This window comes from Streptomyces sp. NBC_01116, assembly GCF_041435495.1.
Taxonomy (GTDB): Bacteria; Actinomycetota; Actinomycetes; order Streptomycetales; family Streptomycetaceae; genus Streptomyces.
On sequence record NZ_CP108644.1, the window covers coordinates 7,198,087 to 7,217,420 of the forward strand.

Here is a 19,334-nt window from a genome sequence, read left to right on the forward strand (position 1 = left end):
CCCGTCGCCGTCCCGGGACGCGGTCGCGGGACGGCGTTCCCCGCCGCGGCCCGACAGGCATTGCGGCATTCGGGCGGATATCCGAGAATCCGTCCGTCGAACAGTTCCCCTCCCGGGTGTTCATCGTTACGCAGAACAGTGCCGGAGTCACGAGCGGTCAGAATCCGGCTCGGGCGGGCACGAAATGCGTGACCGCACCGGACTCCGCCTAGGAAAGGGACGAAAGTGAAGTTCACCAAGGTTGCCGCAGTCGCCGCCGGTACGCTCATGGCGCTGGGTGCCGCGGCGCCGGCCATGGCCGACGCGGGTGCCGAGGCCATTGCCGCGCACTCCCCGGGCGTGCTGTCCGGCAACGTCATCCAGGCCCCGATCCACATTCCGGTCAACGTCTGCGGCAACACCGTCAACGTGATCGGCCTGCTGAACCCCGCGTTCGGCAACACCTGCATCAACAAGTGACCCTCTGACCGGCCGGGCCGCGTGCCCGTGACCGGTGGGCCCCGGACGGCGGACGCCGTCCGGGGCCTTTTCGCGGCCAGACCCCGAAGGCGTGAATCTTGGGAGGAGTTGCGGAGGGAGCCGAGAAAATCACCGCCCCGCAGTTTCCCGAAAGCGACCGGATCGTTGATCAGTGGGAAAGCGGCAGAAGTCACAGGTAAAGAAAGCTTGTGTGCGGCACGGGAACGTGACCGAAACAGATGCCGCGCAGAAGGGAACCAGAAAAGTGAAGTACGCGAAGACCGCCGCCCTTGTTGCCGGTTCCGTGGCTGCCCTCGGAGCGGCCGCTCCCGCCTTCGCCGCTACTACGCCCACGGCCCCCAACTTCAGCCTCGACAGCGGCCTCAACCAGGTGATGGCCAGTGCCCCGCAGGTCGTGGACCCGCTGGTGGGCACGGTCGCCGAGACCGCCGAAACGGTCTCCAGGGACGGCACGGTCGGCAAGCTGGCGGGCCAGGCAGCCGGAGTGGCCGAGAGTGCCGCTCCGCTGCTCGGTGGAGTTCCCCTCGGCGGCTGATCGTCGCTGCACGACCGTTCCACCTGGTTCTTTCACCGATCCGCATCACTCCCCAGAAGGGCTCTCTCATGTTCAAGAAGATCATGGCCTCGGCCGCCGTCGCCGCCTCGGTCGTCGGCATCTCCGCCGCCGCAGCCCCGTCCGCCATGGCCATCGCCAACGACGGCGGCACCACCACGGTCAACGGCAACGGCGCCTCGCAGGCCTACGGCAACTCCGAGACCCACGGCGACTGGAGCCCGCAGTTCGCGCTCATCCAGGGCTCGCTGAACAAGCCCTGCATCGCCCTCCCGGCCAAGGCGAACCTCGGCTCGCTCATCGGCGTCGTGCCGATCTCGCTCCAGGACATCAACGTCCTGTCCTCCCCGCAGAACCAGCAGTGCACCGAGAACTCCACCCAGGCCAAGGGTGACGAGGCTCTGTCGCACCTGCTGAACGACATCCCGATCCTCTCCGGCAACGGCGCCGGCAACAGCTGACCGACCAGCTCCGGTCCGCTCCGGCCGACCCGCGTGGGGCCAGTCCATCCGTACGGCGATCGTCTTCGCCGGACCGGACGGACTGGCCCTTCGTCGTGTGCGGGCCCACGTCCGGGCGGGTTGTCCGGTTGGGCCGGATGCCGTAGCCCCGGCTGACGATCCGTGCCGGGCCGGGTAGGGCCTCTCCATGGATCCGTACGACAGTCAGACCCCACAGGGCGCGGAGCGGTGGGCCGCGTCGGGCGGCACACCGATCTACGACCGGCTCGTCGCCGAATGGCAGGCGGCCGGGAACGGCCACCCCCTCCCGGAGCCGCTCCGGGACCAGGCTCCCCGGCGCGGCGGCTTCGTGCCGTCGGCGCGTACCTCGGACGAGGTTTCCGGGCCCGAGTCCGCGGGAGGGCGAGGCGCTGAGGACTGAGGAGTGGCGTCGACCTTGCGCCGGAACGAACCCATTTGAGTGGTGGTGCGCAACCGATCGGGGGTGGTGGCAGTTGATCAGTACGTTCCACAACGGGACGCTCCGAAAGGTGAAGTTGATGAAGAAGATGATGGCCGGCGCTGCAGTGGCCGTGTCCCTGCTCGGTCTGTCCGCAGTCGCGGCTCCCACGGCCATGGCGATCGGCAACGACGGTGGCACCACCACGGTCAACGGCAACGGTGCCGAGTCGGAGATCGGCAACGCCGAGACGGAGGGCAACTGGAGCCCGCAGAACCAGCTCGTCCAGGGCACCCTGAACAAGCTCTGCGTCGGCCTGCCCCTCAAGGCCAACGTCGGTTCGCTCATCGGCATCGTGCCGATCGCGGTCCAGGACGTCAACGTCCTGTCCAACCCGCAGAACCAGCAGTGCGCCGACAACTCCACCCAGGCCAAGGGCGACGAGCCGCTGTCGCACATCCTGGACGACATCCCGGTCCTCTCGGGCAACGGCGTCGGCAACAACTGACGCAGCACGGCCTGAGGTGTCGCGTGCGGGCGGTCCGGAGTTCACACTCCGGGCCGCCCGTCCTCGTTCCGCGACAACGGCCCCGTCGCACGCCGCGGATCGCACACCGCACGGGTGAGGCCCACCACTCCACGGGGGGTGGTGGGCCTCGTCGTAGGTCCGGGCGGCGGGCGGTGCGGCTCCTCAGCCCAGGGAACGGACCGGGAGCAGGCAGTGGGCGGCGGTGCGGACGACTTCCACGTCCGTGGCGAACGCCCGCAGCCGGTCCTCGCTGACCGGCTGCCCGGGAACGGCGTCCGGCCACGGGCTGGTGGCGAACATCCCGTACACCTGGCCCTGGCCCTGCGCGGCGGCCAGCCACTCCGCGGGGGCGGGGTACTGCGCCGTGAGGTGAGGCAGTGTCAGAACGGCCCGCCCCGCCTGGACGAGGAGCTTCGCCTGGATGTTCGGGGTCTCGCCCGCGTCCTGGATCGGGCCACCGACGTGGAGGCCCGCGCGCTCCAGGGCCGCGCGCATGGCCTCGCGGCCGACCTCCGGACCGTCCTGCCCGTCGCCCAGTGAGTAGGCGAGGAGGAAGGCGGTGTCCTGGTCGGCGTCGGGCTGCCGGCCGCTCCAGCCGATCAGGATCTGCGTGCCCAACTGGGCCTGGGTGAACGTGCCGGTGGAGGCCTGGGGTGTGGTCATGCTCGGCACCCTAACGGCCCCGGACCAGGCTCTATGCATGCGTATCACCCGATCGGGGGAGAAGTGATGCCAACTCCGGCGAACGCCCCGGTCGGGCCGCCTCTATCGGAGGTGTGCGGAAAAGCTGTTGACGCCGCTCCCGGGGGCCCGGCTAATCTGGCCCCTGTTCCGGGCGTCGCCATGACGCCCGCGGCCCGGAAACGGAAAGAACCAGGAGGTGAGGACATTGATGACTGTCGTTGCGATGGGCACTGCCCACAACCGGAAGAGCATCGTCCTCATCCCCGTGGCCACCGGCTGACCGACTTCCCTCACTCCCGCGCCGAGCGCGCGTGCCGGGGCCACCCTGTGAAGGGTTTCCCTTGTCTTTCTCGTTCCTCACCGCTCCTTCCTCCTCGCACCCGCTGACTCCGTACGGCTGGGACGAGGACTGGGCGGCCGCCTTCTCCCCGTACGCCGAGCAGGGGCTCGTGCCGGGACGCGTCGTGCGGGTCGACCGCGGTCAGTGCGACGTGGTCACCGCCGACGGCCCCGTCCGCGCCGACACCGCGTTCGTCGTGCCCCGTGACCCGATGCGGATCGTCTGCACCGGCGACTGGGTGGCGCTCGACGCGGAGGGCGATCCACGCTTCGTCCGTACCCTGCTGCCCCGCCGCACGGCTTTCGTCCGCTCCACCTCCTCCCAGCGGTCCGAGGGGCAGGTGCTCGCCACCAACATCGACCACATCGCCATCTGCGTCTCGCTCGCCGTCGAGCTGGACCTCGGCCGCCTGGAGCGCTTCCTCGCGCTCGCCCTGTCCAGCTCCAGCGGCGCCGCCCTGCTCGGTGACGGCCGGGGCGCGGGCCACAGCCCCGAACCCGTCGTGCTGCTCACCAAGGCGGACCTGGTGCCCGACGCGGCCACCCTGTCCCACCTCGTCAGGGACGTCGAGGCGATCGCCCCCGGTGTCCAGGTGCTGCCCGTCAGCTCCACCACCGGCGAGGGGCTCGACGTCTTCGGCGCCGTCGTCTCCGGAGGTACGAGCGTGCTCCTCGGCATCTCCGGCGCGGGCAAGTCCACCCTGGCCAACACCCTGCTCGGGAGGGACGTCATGGATGTCCAGGCCGCCCGGGACGTCGACGGCAAGGGCCGGCACACCACGACGACCCGCAACCTGCTCGTCCTGCCGCACGGGGGCGTCCTCATCGACACCCCCGGCCTCCGCGGAGTGGGCCTGTACGACGCGGGGACCGGGGTCGGCGAGGTGTTCTCCGAGATCGAGGAGCTGGCCGCCCGGTGCCGGTTCCACGACTGCGCCCACGAGGCCGAACCGGGGTGCGCCGTCCTCGGCGCCCTGGCGGACGGGGTCCTGCCCGAGCGGAGGCTCGACAGCTACCGCAAGCTGCTCCGCGAGAACCAGCGGATCGTCGCCAAGACCGACGCCCGGGTGCGCTCCGAGATCCTGCGGGACTGGAAGCGCAAGGGCGCGGAGGGGCGCGCGGCCATGCAGGCCAAGCGCGGCCGGGTGCGGTAGCCCGGGGCGATCGGTTCGACGTCCGAAAACCGCGAGTGCGGTGGCCCCGGCTGCCGCACACTGGACGGTGTGATGGACGAACGGACCAGGTACGAGGCGGTCAGCAGCCGCGACGCGCGGTTCGACGGCGCGTTCTTCTTCGCCGTCGTGACCACCGGCATCTACTGCCGGCCGAGCTGCCCCGCCGTCACGCCCAAACGCGCCAACGTGCGCTTCTACCCGACCGCGGCGGCGGCCCAGGCCGGCGGCTTCCGGGCCTGCCGCCGCTGCCGGCCGGACGCCGTCCCCGGCTCCGCCGACTGGAACGTCCGCGCGGACGTCGTCGGCCGGGCCATGCGCCTGATCGGCGACGGCGTCGTGGACCGCGACGGCGTCCCCGGGCTCGCCGGGCGGCTCGGCTACAGCGCCCGGCAGGTCCAGCGCCAGCTCAACGCCGAGCTGGGGGCGGGACCCGTCGCGCTCGCCCGCGCCCAGCGCTCCCACACCGCCCGGGTGCTCCTCCAGACCACCGGGCTGCCGGTCACCGAGATCGCCTTCGCCGCGGGGTTCGCCAGCGTCCGGCAGTTCAACGACACCATCCGGCGGATCTACGCCCGCACGCCCAGCGCCCTGCGCGCCGAGGCCGGCACGGGGCTCGGCGGCGGACGCCGCGAGGGAACCCGGGCCGGGGTCCCGCTGCGGCTCGCCCACCGTGGCCCGTACGCCACCGCCGCCCTGTTCGACCTGCTGGCCGCGGGAGCGGTCGCCCGGGCCGAGGAGGTGACGGGCCCGCCCGGCCGCCGCACCTACCGGCGCACGCTGCGGCTGCCGTACGGGGCCGGGCTCGTCGCCGTCGACGAGGCCCCGCCCGGCGGCCCCTGGCTGGAGGCCCGGATCCAGCTCACCGACCTCCGCGACCTGACCACCGCCGTCCAGCGGGTGCGCCGCCTGTTCGACCTGGACGCCGACCCGTACGCCGTGGACGAGGCGCTGGCCGCCGACCCCCGGCTCGCCCCACTGGTCGCCGCCCGCCCCGGGCTGCGGTCGCCGGGCGCGGCCGACCCGGAGGAGGCGGCGGTGCGGATCCTGGTGGGGCGCGAGGCCGCCGGGGAGCTGGTCGAGCGGTACGGCAAGGCGCTGGACGTGCCGTGCGGCGGGCTCACCCATGTCTTCCCGGAGCCGGACGTGCTCGCCGGCTCCGCCGAGGACCCGGCGCTCGCGGCCCTGGCCGCCGCGCTCGCCGACGGCGGGCTGCGGCTGGACGCCGGGGCCGACCGCGACGAGGCGGAACGGACGCTGCTGACGCTGCCCGGGATCGGCCGGCGCACCGCCGCGCTGATCCGGATGCGGGCGCTCGGCGACCCCGACGTGGACCCGTACGGAACGCCGGGCGCGGAGCGGTGGCGGCCCTGGCGCTCGTACGCCGTGCGTCATCTGGAGGCGGCGGTCCCGAGCTGACCGGGCCCCCTGGTGCTCCCGTCAGCCCCAGAGCACCGCGCCCAGCCAGGCGCCCGCCACCAGCAGGCAGCAGAACAGCTCCACCAGGACCGCGTAGCCCGTCGCCCGCATCACCGAGCGCACCGACGCCCAGCCCGCGCCCCGGCTCCCCAGCCGCAGCCGCTCCGCGCCGAAGATGGCTCCCACGTACCCGAGGATTCCGCCGACCACGGGGACGACGAAGAAGCCCACGATCCCCGCGACCCCGCCGATCATCAGAGTCCGGCGAGGCGCCCCGGACTCGCCGGGGCGGCGTGCCGGCAGCAGCGGTTTGAGGGCCTGGTTCAGCAGCATCAGCGCCGTCGCGCCGATCAGGACGCCCCAGGCGGCCGGCGCCATGTCCGTCAGCGCCCACCACAGCACCGCCGCCCAGACGATCGCCTGACCCGGCACCCCCGGCAGCAGCACTCCGACCAGGCCCAGCAGCATGACCAGGCCCACGGCGACGAGCTGCCACACACTCATCTGACCAGCCTGCCGGAGAGTGCCCCGCTCCGCCCGTCAGCGCACCCCCGCCCACCCGCGTCGACCTGCGCCGACGCCGCCTCAGGCCGATTCGGTACGGGACACCCAGCCACGCTCGTACGCATGCCAGCCCAGCTGGAGCCGCGTCGAGACCCCGGTCAGCTCCATCAGGCCCTTGACGCGGCGCTGCACGGTCCGCAGCCCCAGATCCAGCTGCTTGGCCACACTGGCGTCCGTCAGCCCCGCCAGCAGCAGTGACAGGATCTCCAGGTCCGTCGGATCGGGCCCGACCCCGTCCTCGCGCACCCCGCCGCCCTCGCCCAGCCGCAGCGGCATCGCATCCCGCCACACCGCCTCGAACAGGCCCATCAGCGACTCCAGCAGACCGCTGGCGTGCACGACCAGAGCGGCCGGCTCGGCGCCCCGCCCGGTCAGCGGGACCATCGCGAGGCTCCCGTCGGCCACCACCAGCTTCGTCGGCACCCGGTCCACCACCCGGCACTGCTCGTCCCGGCTCAGCGCCGCCGACAGCTCCAGGATCCCGAAGGGCGTCGACAGCACCTCGCGCTCGACCACCACCCGGTAGCTCACCCCGCGCGAGGTCGCCCGCTCCTCGGACTCGTTCTCCATCCCGGTCACCGCGATCGGCTTGCCCGTCACCAGGGCACACACCTCCGACACCGCTCCCAGCTGCAACTGGTGGAAGCGCTGGGCGACGGCGCTCGCCCCCGTCACCACCTCCACCAGGTCGTGCACCGCCGGTTCGCTCGCCTCGGCCCGGTACTCCTCGGCGAGCAGTGCGGACGCCAGCTCCGCCTGCTCCAGCTCGTGCCGCTGCTGGATCAGCAGCGCGCCGAGCGCCACGCCGGGCGGCGCCGCCACCCAGCGGCCCGGCCGGGCCGAGGACTGCGCCGCCAGGCCCTGCTGCTCCAGGCGCCGCAGCACACGCTCGGTGTCCGCCTCGGGAAGCGCCAGCCGGTGCGCGAGATCGGCGAGCTCCGCGGCTCCCGCCGCGACGAGCGCGCGGTACGCGGTTTCCTGTCTCTCGTCGAGACCTATGGCCCCCAGCATTCTCCGACCTCCCCGGGTGTGGTGATCGCGCATCGAGGCGCCCCTGCGGCGGGTCCCGGGTGGCGGGAAGAGGCCACGGCGTAAACCCGCCGCTCACATCATCTCCTGTACCCCCGGCCCCTCTGCCACTGTGGCGCCACCGCAGCACCAACAACCTCCGGGATGTGGCCTCTTGGGCTGCTTCGTTCCGGATTGACCTGGGGAGAGCGATGCGCCCGATATCGCGTACGGCACTCGGAGCGGCGACCGCCGCCGTGCTCGCCGTCACGGTGGTCGCGCCGTCGGTGGCCGCGCCACCGGACGAGCGGGATCCGAACAGACCGATCACCGGGGGCGCGGCCACCGCCGCCACGGACCCGAAGCCCGTCACCGTGACGCTCGTCACCGGCGACACGGTGCTGGTGACCAAGGACGCCTCGGGTGCGTCCGCCGCCACCGCCCTGCCCCGTGAGGACGGCAGTGTGCCCCTCGTGCAGACCCGGCAGTCCGGCCCGGACCTGTACGTCTACCCCGAGTCCGCCGTGTCCGCGCTCGCCGCGGGCACCGTGGACGAGGAGCTGTTCAACGTCACCGGGCTCATCCGCCAGGGCTACGACGACAGCCGCGCCGACGCCGTCCCGCTGATCGCCACCTACACCGGCGACACCGCCCGCCGCGCCCCGACCACCCCGCGCGGGGCCGAGCGCGGAGCGGCCCTCGACGTCATCGACGGGCTCGCGCTGAAGGCCGACAAGAAGCGGGCCGCCGCGTTCTGGGCCGACCTCACCGCGCCCCGCTCCCGTTCCGGGGCCGGGCTCAAGAAGCTCTGGCTCGACCGCAAGGTTCAGGCCAGTCTCGACAAGTCGACGAAGCAGGTCGGCGCCGACCTCGCGTGGGCCGCCGGCTACGACGGGACCGGCGCCAGGATCGCGGTCCTGGACACCGGGGCGGATGCCGAACACCCCGACCTCCAGCGCCGGATCACCGCCTCGGAGAACTTCACCGACTCCGACACCACCGACGACCGCCAGGGCCACGGCACCCATGTCGCGTCCACCGTCGGCGGCTCCGGCGCGGCGAGCGGAGGAAAGAACAAGGGCGTCGCGCCCGGCGCCGACCTGATGGTCGGCAAGGTCCTCAACGACAGCGGCTCCGGCGCGGCCTCCTGGATCATCGCGGGCATGCAGTGGGCGGTCGACAGCAAGGCCGACGTCGTCTCCATGAGCCTCGGCAGCGCCGAACCCACCGACTGCACCGACCCGATGAGCCTGGCCGCCGAGGAACTCGGCAAGAACAAGGACACCCTGTTCGTGGTCGCCGCCGGAAACCTCGGTCCGTCCCTGAACACCGTCTCCTCGCCCGGCTGCGCACCCGGCGTGCTGACCGTCGGAGCGGTCGACCGCGACGATTCCACCGCGAACTTCTCCAGCCGCGGACCCGCGATCGTCTCGCACACCCTCAAGCCGGAGATTGCCGCACCCGGCGTCGCCATCTCCGCCGCCGCCGCGGGCGGCCGGGGCTCACAGGCGTACCGGTCCCTGTCCGGTACGTCGATGGCGACCCCGCACGTCGCGGGCGCGGCGGCCGTGGTGAGGCAGCGTCACCCCGACTGGACCGCCCAGCAGATCAAGGCGGCCCTCGTCTCCTCGGCACGCAGCGCCGTCCCCGGCGACGTCACCGAGACCGGAGGCGGCCGTCTCGACGTCGACCGCGCGATCCGCACGCCCGTGCTCGGCGCACCGGCCGTGCAGGGCGGCACCTTCAACTGGCCGCAGGACCGGAGCGACCGCACCACCGTCGCCGTGCCCTACACCAACACGAGCGGCAAGCCGGTCACCCTCTCGCTCAAGGTCGCGGGCGTCACCGGCAACGACGGCTCGGCCGTCCGCTCCACGATCGCCTCGCTCGGCCGGAAGTCCGTCACCGTGCCCGCCGGGGCGACCGTCGAGGTGCCCCTCGCCCTCACGCCCGACGCCCGGCTGACCGCCGCCCAGTACGGTGACGTCACCGGCCGCGTCCTCGCCACGGGCGCCGGGGGAATGAAGGTCTCCACCCCGTTCTCCCTGTACGTGGCGCCGGAGACCGTCACGCTGCGCGTCAAGCTCGTCGACGGCACCGGCAAGCCCGCCGACGGCGTCTCATCGGTCGACCTCATCGGCACCGACACCGCCTCCGGCGAACGCCGCTTCAACCAGGGCGCCACCGACCAGACCTACCAGGTGCGCCCCGGCGCGTACTTCGTCTCCAGCTTCGTCGCCACACCCGACCCGGCCGACGCGACCGGTCAACTCGTCGGCTCCGTCGGCTATCTGGCCCGCCCCCAGCTGAACGTCACCAAGGACACCACGCTCGTCCTCGACGCCCGCGAGGCCCACCGCCTGAAGGTGCGTAACCAGGACCGGGCCGCCGAGACACGTGGTGCGACCCTCGCGTTCGGGCGCTCGTGGGACGACACCTGGCTGCACTCGGGGTCCATCGCCGGCACCGGGCTGATCAAGGACTACCTGGTCGACGTCCGGGGCAAGGCACGTGACGGGGACTTCGAGTTCGCCTCCGTCTGGCGCGCCTACGCCCCGCAGATCCAGAGGTTCTCCCTGGTCGGCGGAGCGGACCTGCACCCCAGGCCCGCCACGACGGGAGCGGTCAACCTGGACGGCACCGGCCGCGCCGAGGCCGTCGACGCCGGTGCGGGCAGCGCCGCCGAGCTGGAGGCCGCCGGAGTGAAGGGCCGGATCGCCCTGGTGGAGGTGGGCGACAGGTCCGCGAGCGTCCTGGCCCAGGCGCGGGCCGCGCAGGCCGCCGGAGCGACCGCGCTGCTGGTGCACCGCCCCTCGGCCGGCGACTGGAAGCCGTCCGTCGGCTACGGGGCGGCGCCCCTTCCGGTCCTCGGCCTGCGGGCCGACGAGGCGGCCCTGCTGAAGACGGCGCTCGGCAGGGGGAAGACGGAGGTGTCCTGGAAGGCCACGGCCGTCAGCCCGTTCGTGTACAACCTGTCGTTCCCGGAGACGGGACAGATCACCTCCGACCGCACCTACAAGGTCCGCGACAGGAAGCTCGGATCTGTCGTCTCCACCCATGAATCCATGGGCGTGGCCGCCGACTTCGTCGACACGCTCCTGGTCTCCCGGCCCTACGGCGCGACCTTCGGCGCGTCCTCGCTCGCCGTGGTCGCGGCCCCCGGGAAGCGCACCGAGTTCTACACGGCGGGTGACACCGTCTGGCAGAAGACGCTCTCCTCCAGCTTCCCCTGGGGCGAGCAGATGACCGGCAACCCCCGTACGTACGAGGCCGGCCGGACCATGAAGGAGGAGTGGTACCGGGGTCTGCTGGTCCCCGGCGCCCCGCGCGACGCCGAGGGCGCGGAGCTGCTCGCCGGTGAACGCCAGGACAACCTGATCGGTGTCGCCCCGGCGTTCATGACCGACTCCGAACACGTGGGCCAGCAGGGCTCGTTCGGTGACATCGGCGGCATGCGGCTCGAACGCGAGGGCCGGCTCGTCGGCAGCAGCGGCTACCCGTTCGGTGTCTTCACCGTGCCCGCCGAGGACGCCGCGTACGAACTCACCCTGATGACCACGAAGATCGGCTCGCCCGCGGCGGTCTGGAAGCGGTCCACGCGGACGGAGACCACCTGGGCGTTCCGTTCCGAGCGGAAGCCGGACGTGGCGTCGCAGGGGATTCCCCTGCTCTTCCCGCGCTACGACGTGCCGTCGGACGGCATGAAGACCGTGCCCGCGAAGAACGGCCAGAAGATCGGGCTCGACGCGACCGGGCACGCCGGATACACCCCCGCCGAACTGAACGGCGCGAAGGTCTCCTTCAGCTACGACGGCGGCGAGACCTGGCGGACGGCCACCACCGCACAGCAGGCCGGCCGCTGGACCGCGACCGTCGACCACGCGGACGCGACCGGGAAGTCCGTCACGCTGCGGACGGAACTGAGCGACGCGAACGGCAACTCCGTGGTCCAGACCGTCAACGACGCGTACGTCGTGCGCTGAAGCGATGGGCAGCCCATGAGCCGCTGAACCGGTGATCGGCCGATCGTACGAACGGCCGACACGCGGGGACACCGCTCACTCCGACCGGTCCGCCGGGCGTCCTTCCCGTGGGGGGTGGGGCCGCCCGGCGGGCCCTTCTACGGGCCACATTTTCCCGATGCCCCGTTTTCGGGCCGCCCCGGCGGTGGACAATAGGGGCATGAGTCAGCAGGGGGAGAAGCCCGCCGCCCACGAGGACGACTGGTGGCGCAAGCTGTACGACGAGACCGCGCAGGACACCGGTCCCGGCCGTGCCGCCGACAGCCTCGACGACCGCTTCGACTCCGTGTCGGACACGGTGAGCAGCCCGGTGGGCAGGCCGGAGGACAGCCCGGTGGGCAGCCCGGTGGGCGACCACCGGGACACCGTGCGCGAGACCGTCCGGGATCCGCACGAGAACCCGTACGAGGACCCCTACGAGGACGCCTACGGGGACCCGTACGCCGACCGGTACGAGGAGCCGGACGCGGATGCGTACCGGCCGCCCGGGCAGAGCCGGCCCGTGGCGGCGCGGCGGGAGCCGTGGCCGGGACCGGTCCCGGCCGCCGCCCCGCCCCCTGTCCCGGCCCCTGTCCTGGATCCCGAGGCGGCTCCGGAGCGCATGCCCGACCCCCGGTCCGCCTGGGACCCGTACGCGAAGCGCGACCGGCAGCCGGAGCGGACTGCTGATGCCGTGCCCGAGCGGAATCCGGTGCAGGAGCGGAATCCGGCGCCGGAGACGCGGTCGGTGCCGGAGTCCAGGTCGGCCGCGCCCGCCGGGCCGGAGCCGGTCGCACCCCGCACCACCGTCTTTCCCGCCCCCTGGGAGGCACCCGCGGGGCAGCCGGGTCCCCGGACGTTCGCCGCACCGCGCGTGCCGGAGGCGTCCGCGCCCGACCCCGCCCCCGACCCCGGCGCGCCGCACGCACCTCCGCCGGACCTCGCCGAGGCCGCCGCGGACGGCGGCCGGCCGACCGTCGGGCACCTCGGGGACCGGCCGCCCACCTACGACTCCGAGCCCGCGGCCCTGCCCTCCGCCACGTCGGAGAATCTGGACGGCCTCGGCCCCGACACCGTCCTGGACGGCGCGCGGTACGGGACGTACACCCTGCGCGCCGCCTCCGTACGCGGCGACTCCGCCCGCTTCCGCGGAGAACCCCGGCGCGACGGGCTGCTCACCGCCCGCTTCGGGGCCGCCGAGAGCGCCCTCGTGCTCGTGGCCGTGGCCGGCGGCAGACGGGACGGCGAAGCGGCCCACCTCGCCGCGGCCGACGCCTGCCGCTGGATCGGCGGGGCCGTCGCCCGTAGCCACATCCGGCTTTCCGAGGACATAAGAGCGGGCCGCCGGGGCGACCTGAAGGCCGGGCTGCACCGGCTCACCGACCGTACGTACGGCAAGCTGCGCGCCCGCGCCGCCGAACTCGGCGTCGCACCGGACGCGTACACCGCGAGCCTCCGCTGCCTCCTGCTGTCCGCCGACCCCGACTGCCGCACCCGGGTCTTCTTCGGCGTCGGCAGCGGCGGCCTCTTCCGCCTCCGCGACGGACTCTGGCAGGACCTGGAGCCCTTCGTCCCGGAGGGCGGCACCCGGCGGGCGGGCGACGAGCGGGAGGAGGGCCCCGACGGGGACCGGCTGACCATGGACCTCCAGATCACCGCGCCGCCGCCCCCGAACGCCGGGGGCCCCGCCCGGCAGCCCGCAGAGCCCTTCCGCTTCCGGGCCTCCGTGGCGCGGCCCGGCGACACGCTGCTGCTGTGCAGCAACGGACTGGCCGAGCCGATGCGCGGCGAGGCCGGGCTCCCCGGCGAGCTCGCCGAGCGCTGGGGGAGCGGCGGACCGCCCGGACTGCCCGCCTTCCTCGCCGACACCCAGCTCCGGATCAAGGGGTACGCCGACGACCGCACCTGCGCCGCCGTCTGGGAGGCGTAACCGCGCGCGCCGTGGGTTGATGGATTCCGGAGCCGGGCGGAACGGCGTTTCGTGCTCCGGAGTCCGGACAGCCGAAGTGCACGGAGCACGAGGCAAGGAAGGGTGCGCACCCATGGCCAAGCAGAACGTGGCGGAGCAGTTCGTCGACATCCTCGCCAGGGCAGGCGTCAAACGCATGTACGGCGTTGTCGGCGACAGCCTGAACCCCGTCGTGGACGCCATCCGGCGTAACCCGGCCATCGACTGGGTCCACGTCCGGCACGAGGAGACCGCCGCCTTCGCGGCCGGTGCGGAAGCGCAGGTCACCGGAGCGCTCGCGGCCTGCGCCGGCTCCTGCGGCCCGGGCAACCTGCACCTGATCAACGGCCTGTACGACGCGCACCGCTCGATGGCCCCGGTCCTGGCCCTCGCCTCGCACATCCCCTCCAGCGAGATCGGCCTCGGCTACTTCCAGGAGACCCATCCGGAGCTGCTGTTCCAGGAGTGCAGCCACTACAACGAGATGATCTCCAACCCGGAGCAGATGCCGAGGCTGCTCCAGACGGCGATCCAGCACGCCATCGGGCGCGGCGGCGTCAGCGTCGTCTCGATGCCGGGCGACATCGCCTCCAAACCCGCTCCGGAGAAAAGCATCGAGCACGCCCTCGTCACCGCGCGGCCGACCGTACGGCCCGGCGACGACGAGATCGACAAGCTCTGCCGCCTGGTGGACGAGGCCGGACGGGTGACGCTGTTCTGCGGCAGCGGCACGGCCGGGGCGCACGCCGAGGTCATGGAGTTCGCCGAGAAGATCAAGTCCCCGGTCGGTCACGCGCTGCGCGGCAAGGAGTGGATCCAGTACGACAATCCGTACGATGTCGGGATGAGCGGGCTGCTCGGTTACGGCGCCGCGTACGAGGCGACCAACGAGTGCGACCTCCTCGTCCTGCTCGGCACGGACTTCCCGTACAACGCCTTCCTCCCGGACGACGTGAAGATCGTCCAGGTCGATGTGCGCCCCGAGCATCTCGGCCGCCGCTCCAAGCTCGACCTCGCGGTCTGGGGCGACGTGCGCGAGACCCTGCGCTGCCTGACGCCCCGGGTGAAGCCCAAGTCCGACCGCAAGTTCCTCGACCGGATGCTGAAGAAGCACGCGAACGCCCTGGAGGGCGTGGTCAAGGCCTACACCCGCAAGGTCGACAAGCACGTTCCGATCCATCCCGAGTACGTCGCGTCCGTGCTGGACGAGATGGCCGACGAGGACGCCGTGTTCACCGTCGACACCGGCATGAACAACGTCTGGGCGGCCCGCTATCTGACACCCAACGGCAAGCGGCGGGTGATCGGTTCGTTCAGCCACGGCTCGATGGCCAACGCGCTGCCGCAGGCGATCGGCGCCCAGTTCACCGACCTGAACCGGCAGGTCGTCGCGATGTCCGGCGACGGCGGATTCTCCATGCTGATGGGTGACTTCCTCACCCTGGTCCAGCACGACCTGCCGGTGAAGGTCGTCCTGTTCAACAACTCCTCGCTCGGCATGGTCGAGTTGGAGATGCTCGTCGCTGGCCTCCCCTCGTACGGGACGACCAACATGAACCCCGACTTCGCCGCCATCGCCCGCGCCGCCGGCGCCTACGGCGTACGCGTGGAGAAGCCCAAGCAGTTGCAGGGCGCGCTCAAGGACGCCTTCAAGCACAAGGGCCCCGCGCTCGTCGACGTGGTCACCGATCCGAACGCGCTCTCCATCCCGCCGAAGATCAGCGCCGACATGGTCACCGGCTTCGCCCTCTCCGCCAGCAAGATCGTGCTCGACGGCGGCGTGGGCCGGATGCTCCAGATGGCCCGCTCCAACCTCCGTAACGTGCCGCGTCCCTAGACCCTGTCGTCGAACTGCCGTCGTCGCCCGGAGGGCGGCCCTGCGGGGTCAGGCGGCAGTTCGACGACAGGGTCTAGGTCCGACGAGGGGCCCACAGCGAGTGCACGGATGCGAACGTGAGTATGGATGCTCATGTGGCGACTCCCTGCGGACGGCAGGGTCGAGGTCGTCAGCAGAACCATCACCGCACCGGGCGTACCGGCACTTCCAGGGAGATCCCACATGGCCAGGACCTCGCGCTCGATGCCGCAGAACCTCCGCCACTACCTGGCGAACCCTCTCGCTCTGGGATACCTGGGCGTTGTCCTCGCGGTGTGCCTGTGGGTCGCCGCGGACACCTACTTCGCCGCCTCCTCCGGAGACGCCGGTTTCGCCGGAGTGTGGGCCTTCCTGGTGACCGCCCCGACCTCCCTGCTGGTCCCCTTCACGGGCCCCGTGGGCCTGATCGCGATCCCGGTCGGTGCCATCGTCCAGGCCTTCGCGCTCGGTGCCCTGTACCGCCACGTCACCGAGCGGCGCGCCCACGGCACCGGGAACGGCGTCATCAGCGCCTGAAGCCCCTGCACCCCGCCTGCCGGCGGTCCGCGACCGCGAGAAGAATGGACGGCATGTCGACGTGCAAGAAGTGCGGTGCCCAGAAGCGCCGTTGGCCTCGCTCCTGCTCCCGGTGCCGTTCCGGGGTGGTGGACAGGGCGGACAAGGGGGAGGCGGCGATGGACACCGCCGAGCTGGCCGCAGAGGTGGGGCTGCTCGGATGGATCGCGCGGGGCTTCATGGCGGTCGTCCGGATGGCGCTGCGTGCGATCGGCTGACCGGCAGCGGGAGTTCGGATCTGCCTAAGCTGAACCTCACGCGTTCGTCCACATGTCGCCCTGCGGCTGCGGCCGGGCGTGAGAGTGACCGGGGACGAGGAGAAGTCATGCGGTGTGCGTACTGCCGGCGTGAGGTCATGTGCCGGCCGCCGGCGTTCGGCGGCCCGCCCTGCCTGGGGCAGATCCATGTGCACAGCAACGAGGAGGCATGCTTCCCCGAGCGGGGGGCGGCCGGCTCGAAGGCATGGCCTCCTGGCGGGTGCGGCTGCAAGGCCCGGGACCTGAAGGCAGGCGTGAGCGACCTGCCTCCTCCGCCTTCCCCGCCGAGGGCCGGTGCGGCACGACTGACCGAGGCCGGGAAGGCGTTCCTCGGTCTCGCACCGGGCGCGGGGGTGAACGTCGTCGAGCTGCCGGACGGTGCGGGGGTGTGTGTCGTACAGACCGGGCGTGGCGGCGGCAAGGCGTACGTCGCACCGGACCGGACCATCCTGTTCGTTCCGTCCGGCATGGACTTCGACACCGGGCTCGCGGCGTTCCTCGGTGGCGCACGAACCCCCGCGAGAGGGTTCGAGGACAGGACCTGACGCCTCTCGTCCGGGTCCGGCCGACGCCCCTCGGAGGGGGTCAGCAGTCGTGGTCGACCAGGTCGAAGGAGGCGTAGTGGTCGGCGGTGTAGTAGTCCTCCTCCACCTGCTCGCCGGTGACGATCCGGCGCGCGCCGCGCGTGTCGGAGCCGGGGGTCACGACCGTGTACTCGTGGTAGTAGCCGGTGGACTGGCCGGGCAGCAGACCCTCGCGGTTCTGGAAGACGGTGCCGTCCTGCTCGAACGGGAACGGCCCGCCCTGCTCGATGAGATCCAGGGTGTCGTGCGCCTGGGACGGCAGCGCGGAATGGCAGATGCTGCCCACCGCGGCGGCCCGGAAGGCGGTCGCGGAGTGGGAGGTGGGGGCGGCGGTCGGGGTGGTCGCCTGGGCCGCGACCGGACCCGAGGCGAGGAGGGCGACGGACAGGAGGGCGGCCGAGCCGCCGAGCCGGGTGATGCGTGGGGGGATGCGCATGCCATCATGATGACGCGCGTAGAAGCTGGGCCGTCAACTCCAACTCGGCCGTATTCGCCGGACGTTAACCGAAGCTGCGCCTCTGTGGTGATGGCGTGCGCGGGTGGGATGTTCCGTGCGCCCCTCGCCGCTCCCGATCGTTCACCTCTTGACGATTCCACAAGCGTGACCGTGTGCGTACAAGGGCATGCATCCCGTGAGGCTGTTCGACGGGCGGCCGGATCAGAGGAGGTCGGTTCACTGTGCGGGCGGGGGAAATGGCGAAGCGTCAGAAAAGGACAACGGTCATCGAGGGGCGCGGCCCCCGGGGCCGGAGACCGGGCGAGGCGTCACCGCCGGCCCGGATGCGCCGGAGGGTGGGTCACACCGAGCGGTCGGCGGTGGGCGAAGTGCGCCGGGAGCTGCGGGAGTTCCTCCGGCATCGCTCCGACGAGGAGCAGACCGAGGCGGCGGAGCTGCTGGTGAGCGAACTGGTGACCAACGCCCTCATCCACACCCGGCACGGGGCCGTGGTCACCGCCACGGCGACGCCCGCCCGGCTGCGTGTGGAGGTCCAGGACTTCGCGTCGGAGGATCTGCCCGCGCCGTACGTACCGAACGCCGACGACGGTACGCACGGCAGGGGCCTGATCCTGGTCCGGAGCCTGGCCGACGCCTGGGGCGTGGAGGCACAGGCCCTGGGCAAGGTCGTCTGGTTCGAGCTGCACGGCGGAAGGCCCTGAGGGCCCTCCGCCGCGAGGCGGGCTCAGCCGAACTGCTGCTCCAGATCCTTCAGTTTCTGTTCCAGCGAGTCGAGGCGGGGGAGCGTCTGGGTGTCGTCCTCGGCGGTGAGGTCGACGGTCCGCGGGTCACTTCCCCGGCCCGGGGCGTCCAGGCTCTTCGAACCCGAACCGTCCGCCTGCTTCGGGCCGACGGCTTGCAGGGATGGCCGGGGTCGCAGAGGCAGCTGACCCGGCTCCGCTATGGCGGGCTCCGCGACGGCCGGCGCCGCGCCGCCCGAGGCCGGGGCGAGAGCGGGCACGTCCACCTGCCGGTCGCCCCGTCCACCGCGCCCCCAGACCCGGTTCTGCCGGTTCAGGGCCTTGATGCGGGCCCGGTCCAGCTTCTCCTGGTCGCGTCGGCGTAGCCGGTCCTGCTCGCGCTCCCTGCGGTCCTCCCGCACCTCGTCCACCGCCTCGTCCAGGGTGCGGACGCCCTCCAGGAGCATCAGCGACCAGGCGCCGAAGGTCTCCCTGGGCGCCCGCAGCCAGCGGACGATCCGGATCTGCGGCAACGGACGGGGCACCAGGCCCTGTTCGCGCAGTGCGGCGCGCCGGGTCTGCTTCAGCGCGCGGTCGAAGAGCACCGCGGCCGAGAGGGACATCCCCGCGAAGAAATGCGGCGCGCCCGCGTGGTCCATGCCCCGGGGGGCGTGCACCCAGTTGAACCAGGCGGCGGCCCCGGCGAACGTCCACACCAGGAGCCGGGAGCCGAGCGCCGCGTCTCCGTGGCTCGCCTCCCGTACGGCCAGCACGGAACAGAACATCGCGGCGCCGTCCAGTCCGAACGGGACCAGGTACTCCCAGCCTCCGGTGAGGCTCAGGTTCTGCCGGCCGAAGCCGACGAGCCCGTGGAAGGAGAGCGCGGCGGCGACCGCCGCGCAGCAGAACAGCAGGACGTAACTGGCGGTGGCGTACAGCGCTTCCTTGCGTCTGCGGCGCTCCTCGCTGCGTTCCCAGGAGTCGTCGGCCGCGGCCTTGCCGGCGGCACGCTTGCCGCGTGCGACCACCGTCACCGCCGCCATGACCCCCACGAGCAGTACGGCGCCCGGAAGCAGCCAGTCAAGCGATATGTCGGTCAGTCTCATGCGCGGTCCCTTGCGTCACGTAGGGCGTTTCGTGCGCCATCGTGACGGAATTCCCGTCCCGCTCCGGTGGTTTCGGGACAAGAGCACGCCATGGGGGTGGGAGAGGCTATCGATGGGTGGAATCTTGTCGAACGGCCGCCCGGTGAAGCCGAGTTGCGTTCGATTCCACGTCATCCGGACGGG

At 72.3% G+C, this 19,334-nt stretch carries 19 protein-coding genes; 14 read left to right on the plus strand and 5 right to left on the minus strand.

What is annotated here, in order from left to right; genetic code table 11:
* Nucleotides 1-225 precede the first annotated feature (225 nt).
* The 5 genes from OG245_RS31545 to OG245_RS31565 all read left to right on the plus strand — a co-directional run bounded on the left by OG245_RS31545 (nucleotide 226) and on the right by OG245_RS31565 (nucleotide 2,441).
* Entirely contained in the window at nucleotides 226-459 is a 234-nt protein-coding gene (locus OG245_RS31545) for a chaplin (protein WP_371626739.1), read from the plus strand.
* Nucleotides 460-724: 265 nt separating this feature from the next.
* Nucleotides 725-1,015, plus strand: coding sequence for a hypothetical protein (locus OG245_RS31550; RefSeq protein ID WP_371626740.1), 291 nt, complete (start codon nucleotides 725-727; stop codon nucleotides 1,013-1,015).
* 68 nt (nucleotides 1,016-1,083) lie between these two features.
* The gene (locus OG245_RS31555; protein ID WP_073743244.1) at nucleotides 1,084-1,494 is read left to right on the plus strand and encodes a rodlin; all 411 of its coding nucleotides are present in this window, start codon (nucleotides 1,084-1,086) and stop codon (nucleotides 1,492-1,494) included.
* Nucleotides 1,495-1,681: 187 nt separating this feature from the next.
* The gene (locus tag OG245_RS31560; protein WP_371626741.1) at nucleotides 1,682-1,915 is read left to right on the plus strand and encodes a hypothetical protein; all 234 of its coding nucleotides are present in this window, start codon (nucleotides 1,682-1,684) and stop codon (nucleotides 1,913-1,915) included.
* 118 nt (nucleotides 1,916-2,033) lie between these two features.
* Nucleotides 2,034-2,441 (plus strand): rodlin, encoded by a 408-nt coding sequence (locus OG245_RS31565; protein WP_069755954.1) that lies wholly within the window; start codon nucleotides 2,034-2,036, stop codon nucleotides 2,439-2,441.
* Nucleotides 2,442-2,624: 183 nt separating this feature from the next.
* On the opposite strand, the gene OG245_RS31570 is transcribed toward OG245_RS31565, so the two are convergent.
* Nucleotides 2,625-3,125, minus strand: coding sequence for a DUF5949 family protein (locus tag OG245_RS31570; RefSeq protein ID WP_371626742.1), 501 nt, complete (start codon nucleotides 3,123-3,125; stop codon nucleotides 2,625-2,627).
* Nucleotides 3,126-3,487: 362 nt separating this feature from the next.
* Here OG245_RS31570 and rsgA point away from each other — a divergent pair, with 362 nt between their 5' ends.
* Together rsgA and OG245_RS31580 are read left to right on the plus strand one after the other, a co-directional pair.
* Nucleotides 3,488-4,639, plus strand: coding sequence for a ribosome small subunit-dependent GTPase A (gene rsgA / locus OG245_RS31575; RefSeq protein WP_371626743.1), 1,152 nt, complete (start codon nucleotides 3,488-3,490; stop codon nucleotides 4,637-4,639).
* Between the two features lie 72 nt (nucleotides 4,640-4,711).
* Nucleotides 4,712-6,076, plus strand: coding sequence for a DNA-3-methyladenine glycosylase 2 family protein (locus OG245_RS31580; RefSeq protein ID WP_371626744.1), 1,365 nt, complete (start codon nucleotides 4,712-4,714; stop codon nucleotides 6,074-6,076).
* A gap of 21 nt (nucleotides 6,077-6,097) precedes the next feature.
* On the opposite strand, the gene OG245_RS31585 is transcribed toward OG245_RS31580, so the two are convergent.
* The gene (locus OG245_RS31585; protein ID WP_371626745.1) at nucleotides 6,098-6,580 is read right to left on the minus strand and encodes a DUF456 domain-containing protein; all 483 of its coding nucleotides are present in this window, start codon (nucleotides 6,578-6,580) and stop codon (nucleotides 6,098-6,100) included.
* Between the two features lie 81 nt (nucleotides 6,581-6,661).
* Nucleotides 6,662-7,651 (minus strand): helix-turn-helix domain-containing protein, encoded by a 990-nt coding sequence (locus OG245_RS31590; RefSeq protein WP_371626746.1) that lies wholly within the window; start codon nucleotides 7,649-7,651, stop codon nucleotides 6,662-6,664.
* Nucleotides 7,652-7,860: 209 nt separating this feature from the next.
* Between OG245_RS31590 and OG245_RS31595 the strand changes: the two genes are divergently transcribed.
* The 6 genes from OG245_RS31595 to OG245_RS31620 all read left to right on the plus strand — a co-directional run bounded on the left by OG245_RS31595 (nucleotide 7,861) and on the right by OG245_RS31620 (nucleotide 16,830).
* Entirely contained in the window at nucleotides 7,861-11,631 is a 3,771-nt protein-coding gene (locus OG245_RS31595; protein ID WP_371626747.1) for a S8 family serine peptidase, read from the plus strand.
* A gap of 199 nt (nucleotides 11,632-11,830) precedes the next feature.
* Complete coding sequence (locus OG245_RS31600; protein ID WP_371626748.1) at nucleotides 11,831-13,579, plus strand: protein phosphatase 2C domain-containing protein; 1,749 nt, start codon at nucleotides 11,831-11,833, stop codon at nucleotides 13,577-13,579.
* A gap of 112 nt (nucleotides 13,580-13,691) precedes the next feature.
* Nucleotides 13,692-15,434, plus strand: coding sequence for a pyruvate dehydrogenase (locus OG245_RS31605; RefSeq protein WP_371626749.1), 1,743 nt, complete (start codon nucleotides 13,692-13,694; stop codon nucleotides 15,432-15,434).
* A gap of 222 nt (nucleotides 15,435-15,656) precedes the next feature.
* A complete protein-coding gene (locus OG245_RS31610) occupies nucleotides 15,657-15,989 on the plus strand; it encodes an SCO4225 family membrane protein (protein ID WP_371626750.1) in 333 nt (110 codons plus the stop codon).
* A gap of 125 nt (nucleotides 15,990-16,114) precedes the next feature.
* The gene (locus OG245_RS31615) at nucleotides 16,115-16,246 is read left to right on the plus strand and encodes a hypothetical protein (protein WP_371626751.1); all 132 of its coding nucleotides are present in this window, start codon (nucleotides 16,115-16,117) and stop codon (nucleotides 16,244-16,246) included.
* Between the two features lie 293 nt (nucleotides 16,247-16,539).
* Entirely contained in the window at nucleotides 16,540-16,830 is a 291-nt protein-coding gene (locus tag OG245_RS31620; protein WP_371626752.1) for a hypothetical protein, read from the plus strand.
* Nucleotides 16,831-16,870: 40 nt separating this feature from the next.
* Here OG245_RS31620 and OG245_RS31625 read toward each other — a convergent pair whose 3' ends face one another.
* Nucleotides 16,871-17,305 (minus strand): ribonuclease domain-containing protein, encoded by a 435-nt coding sequence (locus OG245_RS31625; protein WP_371626753.1) that lies wholly within the window; start codon nucleotides 17,303-17,305, stop codon nucleotides 16,871-16,873.
* A 356-nt stretch (nucleotides 17,306-17,661) separates the two neighbouring features.
* On the opposite strand from OG245_RS31625, the gene OG245_RS31630 reads away from it, so the two are divergent.
* Entirely contained in the window at nucleotides 17,662-18,027 is a 366-nt protein-coding gene (locus OG245_RS31630; protein WP_047181084.1) for an ATP-binding protein, read from the plus strand.
* 23 nt (nucleotides 18,028-18,050) lie between these two features.
* Here the strand turns inward: OG245_RS31630 and OG245_RS31635 are convergent, their stop codons facing one another.
* Complete coding sequence (locus tag OG245_RS31635) at nucleotides 18,051-19,151, minus strand: DUF2637 domain-containing protein (protein WP_371626754.1); 1,101 nt, start codon at nucleotides 19,149-19,151, stop codon at nucleotides 18,051-18,053.
* Nucleotides 19,152-19,334 lie beyond the last annotated feature (183 nt).

Bases quoted from the DNA above. Each gene is read 5' to 3' on its own strand.
- OG245_RS31555 (WP_073743244.1), top strand. From the start codon at position 1,084: ATGTTCAAGAAGATCATGGCCTCGGCCGCCGTCGCCGCCTCGGTCGTC.
- OG245_RS31560 (WP_371626741.1), top strand. From the start codon at position 1,682: ATGGATCCGTACGACAGTCAGACCCCACAGGGCGCGGAGCGGTGGGCC.
- OG245_RS31565 (WP_069755954.1), top strand. From the start codon at position 2,034: ATGAAGAAGATGATGGCCGGCGCTGCAGTGGCCGTGTCCCTGCTCGGT.
- OG245_RS31570 (WP_371626742.1), bottom strand. From the start codon at position 3,125: ATGACCACACCCCAGGCCTCCACCGGCACGTTCACCCAGGCCCAGTTG.
- OG245_RS31580 (WP_371626744.1), top strand. From the start codon at position 4,712: ATGGACGAACGGACCAGGTACGAGGCGGTCAGCAGCCGCGACGCGCGG.
- OG245_RS31585 (WP_371626745.1), bottom strand. From the start codon at position 6,580: ATGAGTGTGTGGCAGCTCGTCGCCGTGGGCCTGGTCATGCTGCTGGGC.
- OG245_RS31590 (WP_371626746.1), bottom strand. From the start codon at position 7,651: ATGCTGGGGGCCATAGGTCTCGACGAGAGACAGGAAACCGCGTACCGC.
- OG245_RS31595 (WP_371626747.1), top strand. From the start codon at position 7,861: ATGCGCCCGATATCGCGTACGGCACTCGGAGCGGCGACCGCCGCCGTG.
- OG245_RS31600 (WP_371626748.1), top strand. From the start codon at position 11,831: ATGAGTCAGCAGGGGGAGAAGCCCGCCGCCCACGAGGACGACTGGTGG.
- OG245_RS31605 (WP_371626749.1), top strand. From the start codon at position 13,692: ATGGCCAAGCAGAACGTGGCGGAGCAGTTCGTCGACATCCTCGCCAGG.
- OG245_RS31610 (WP_371626750.1), top strand. From the start codon at position 15,657: ATGGCCAGGACCTCGCGCTCGATGCCGCAGAACCTCCGCCACTACCTG.
- OG245_RS31625 (WP_371626753.1), bottom strand. From the start codon at position 17,305: ATGCGCATCCCCCCACGCATCACCCGGCTCGGCGGCTCGGCCGCCCTC.
- OG245_RS31635 (WP_371626754.1), bottom strand. From the start codon at position 19,151: ATGAGACTGACCGACATATCGCTTGACTGGCTGCTTCCGGGCGCCGTA.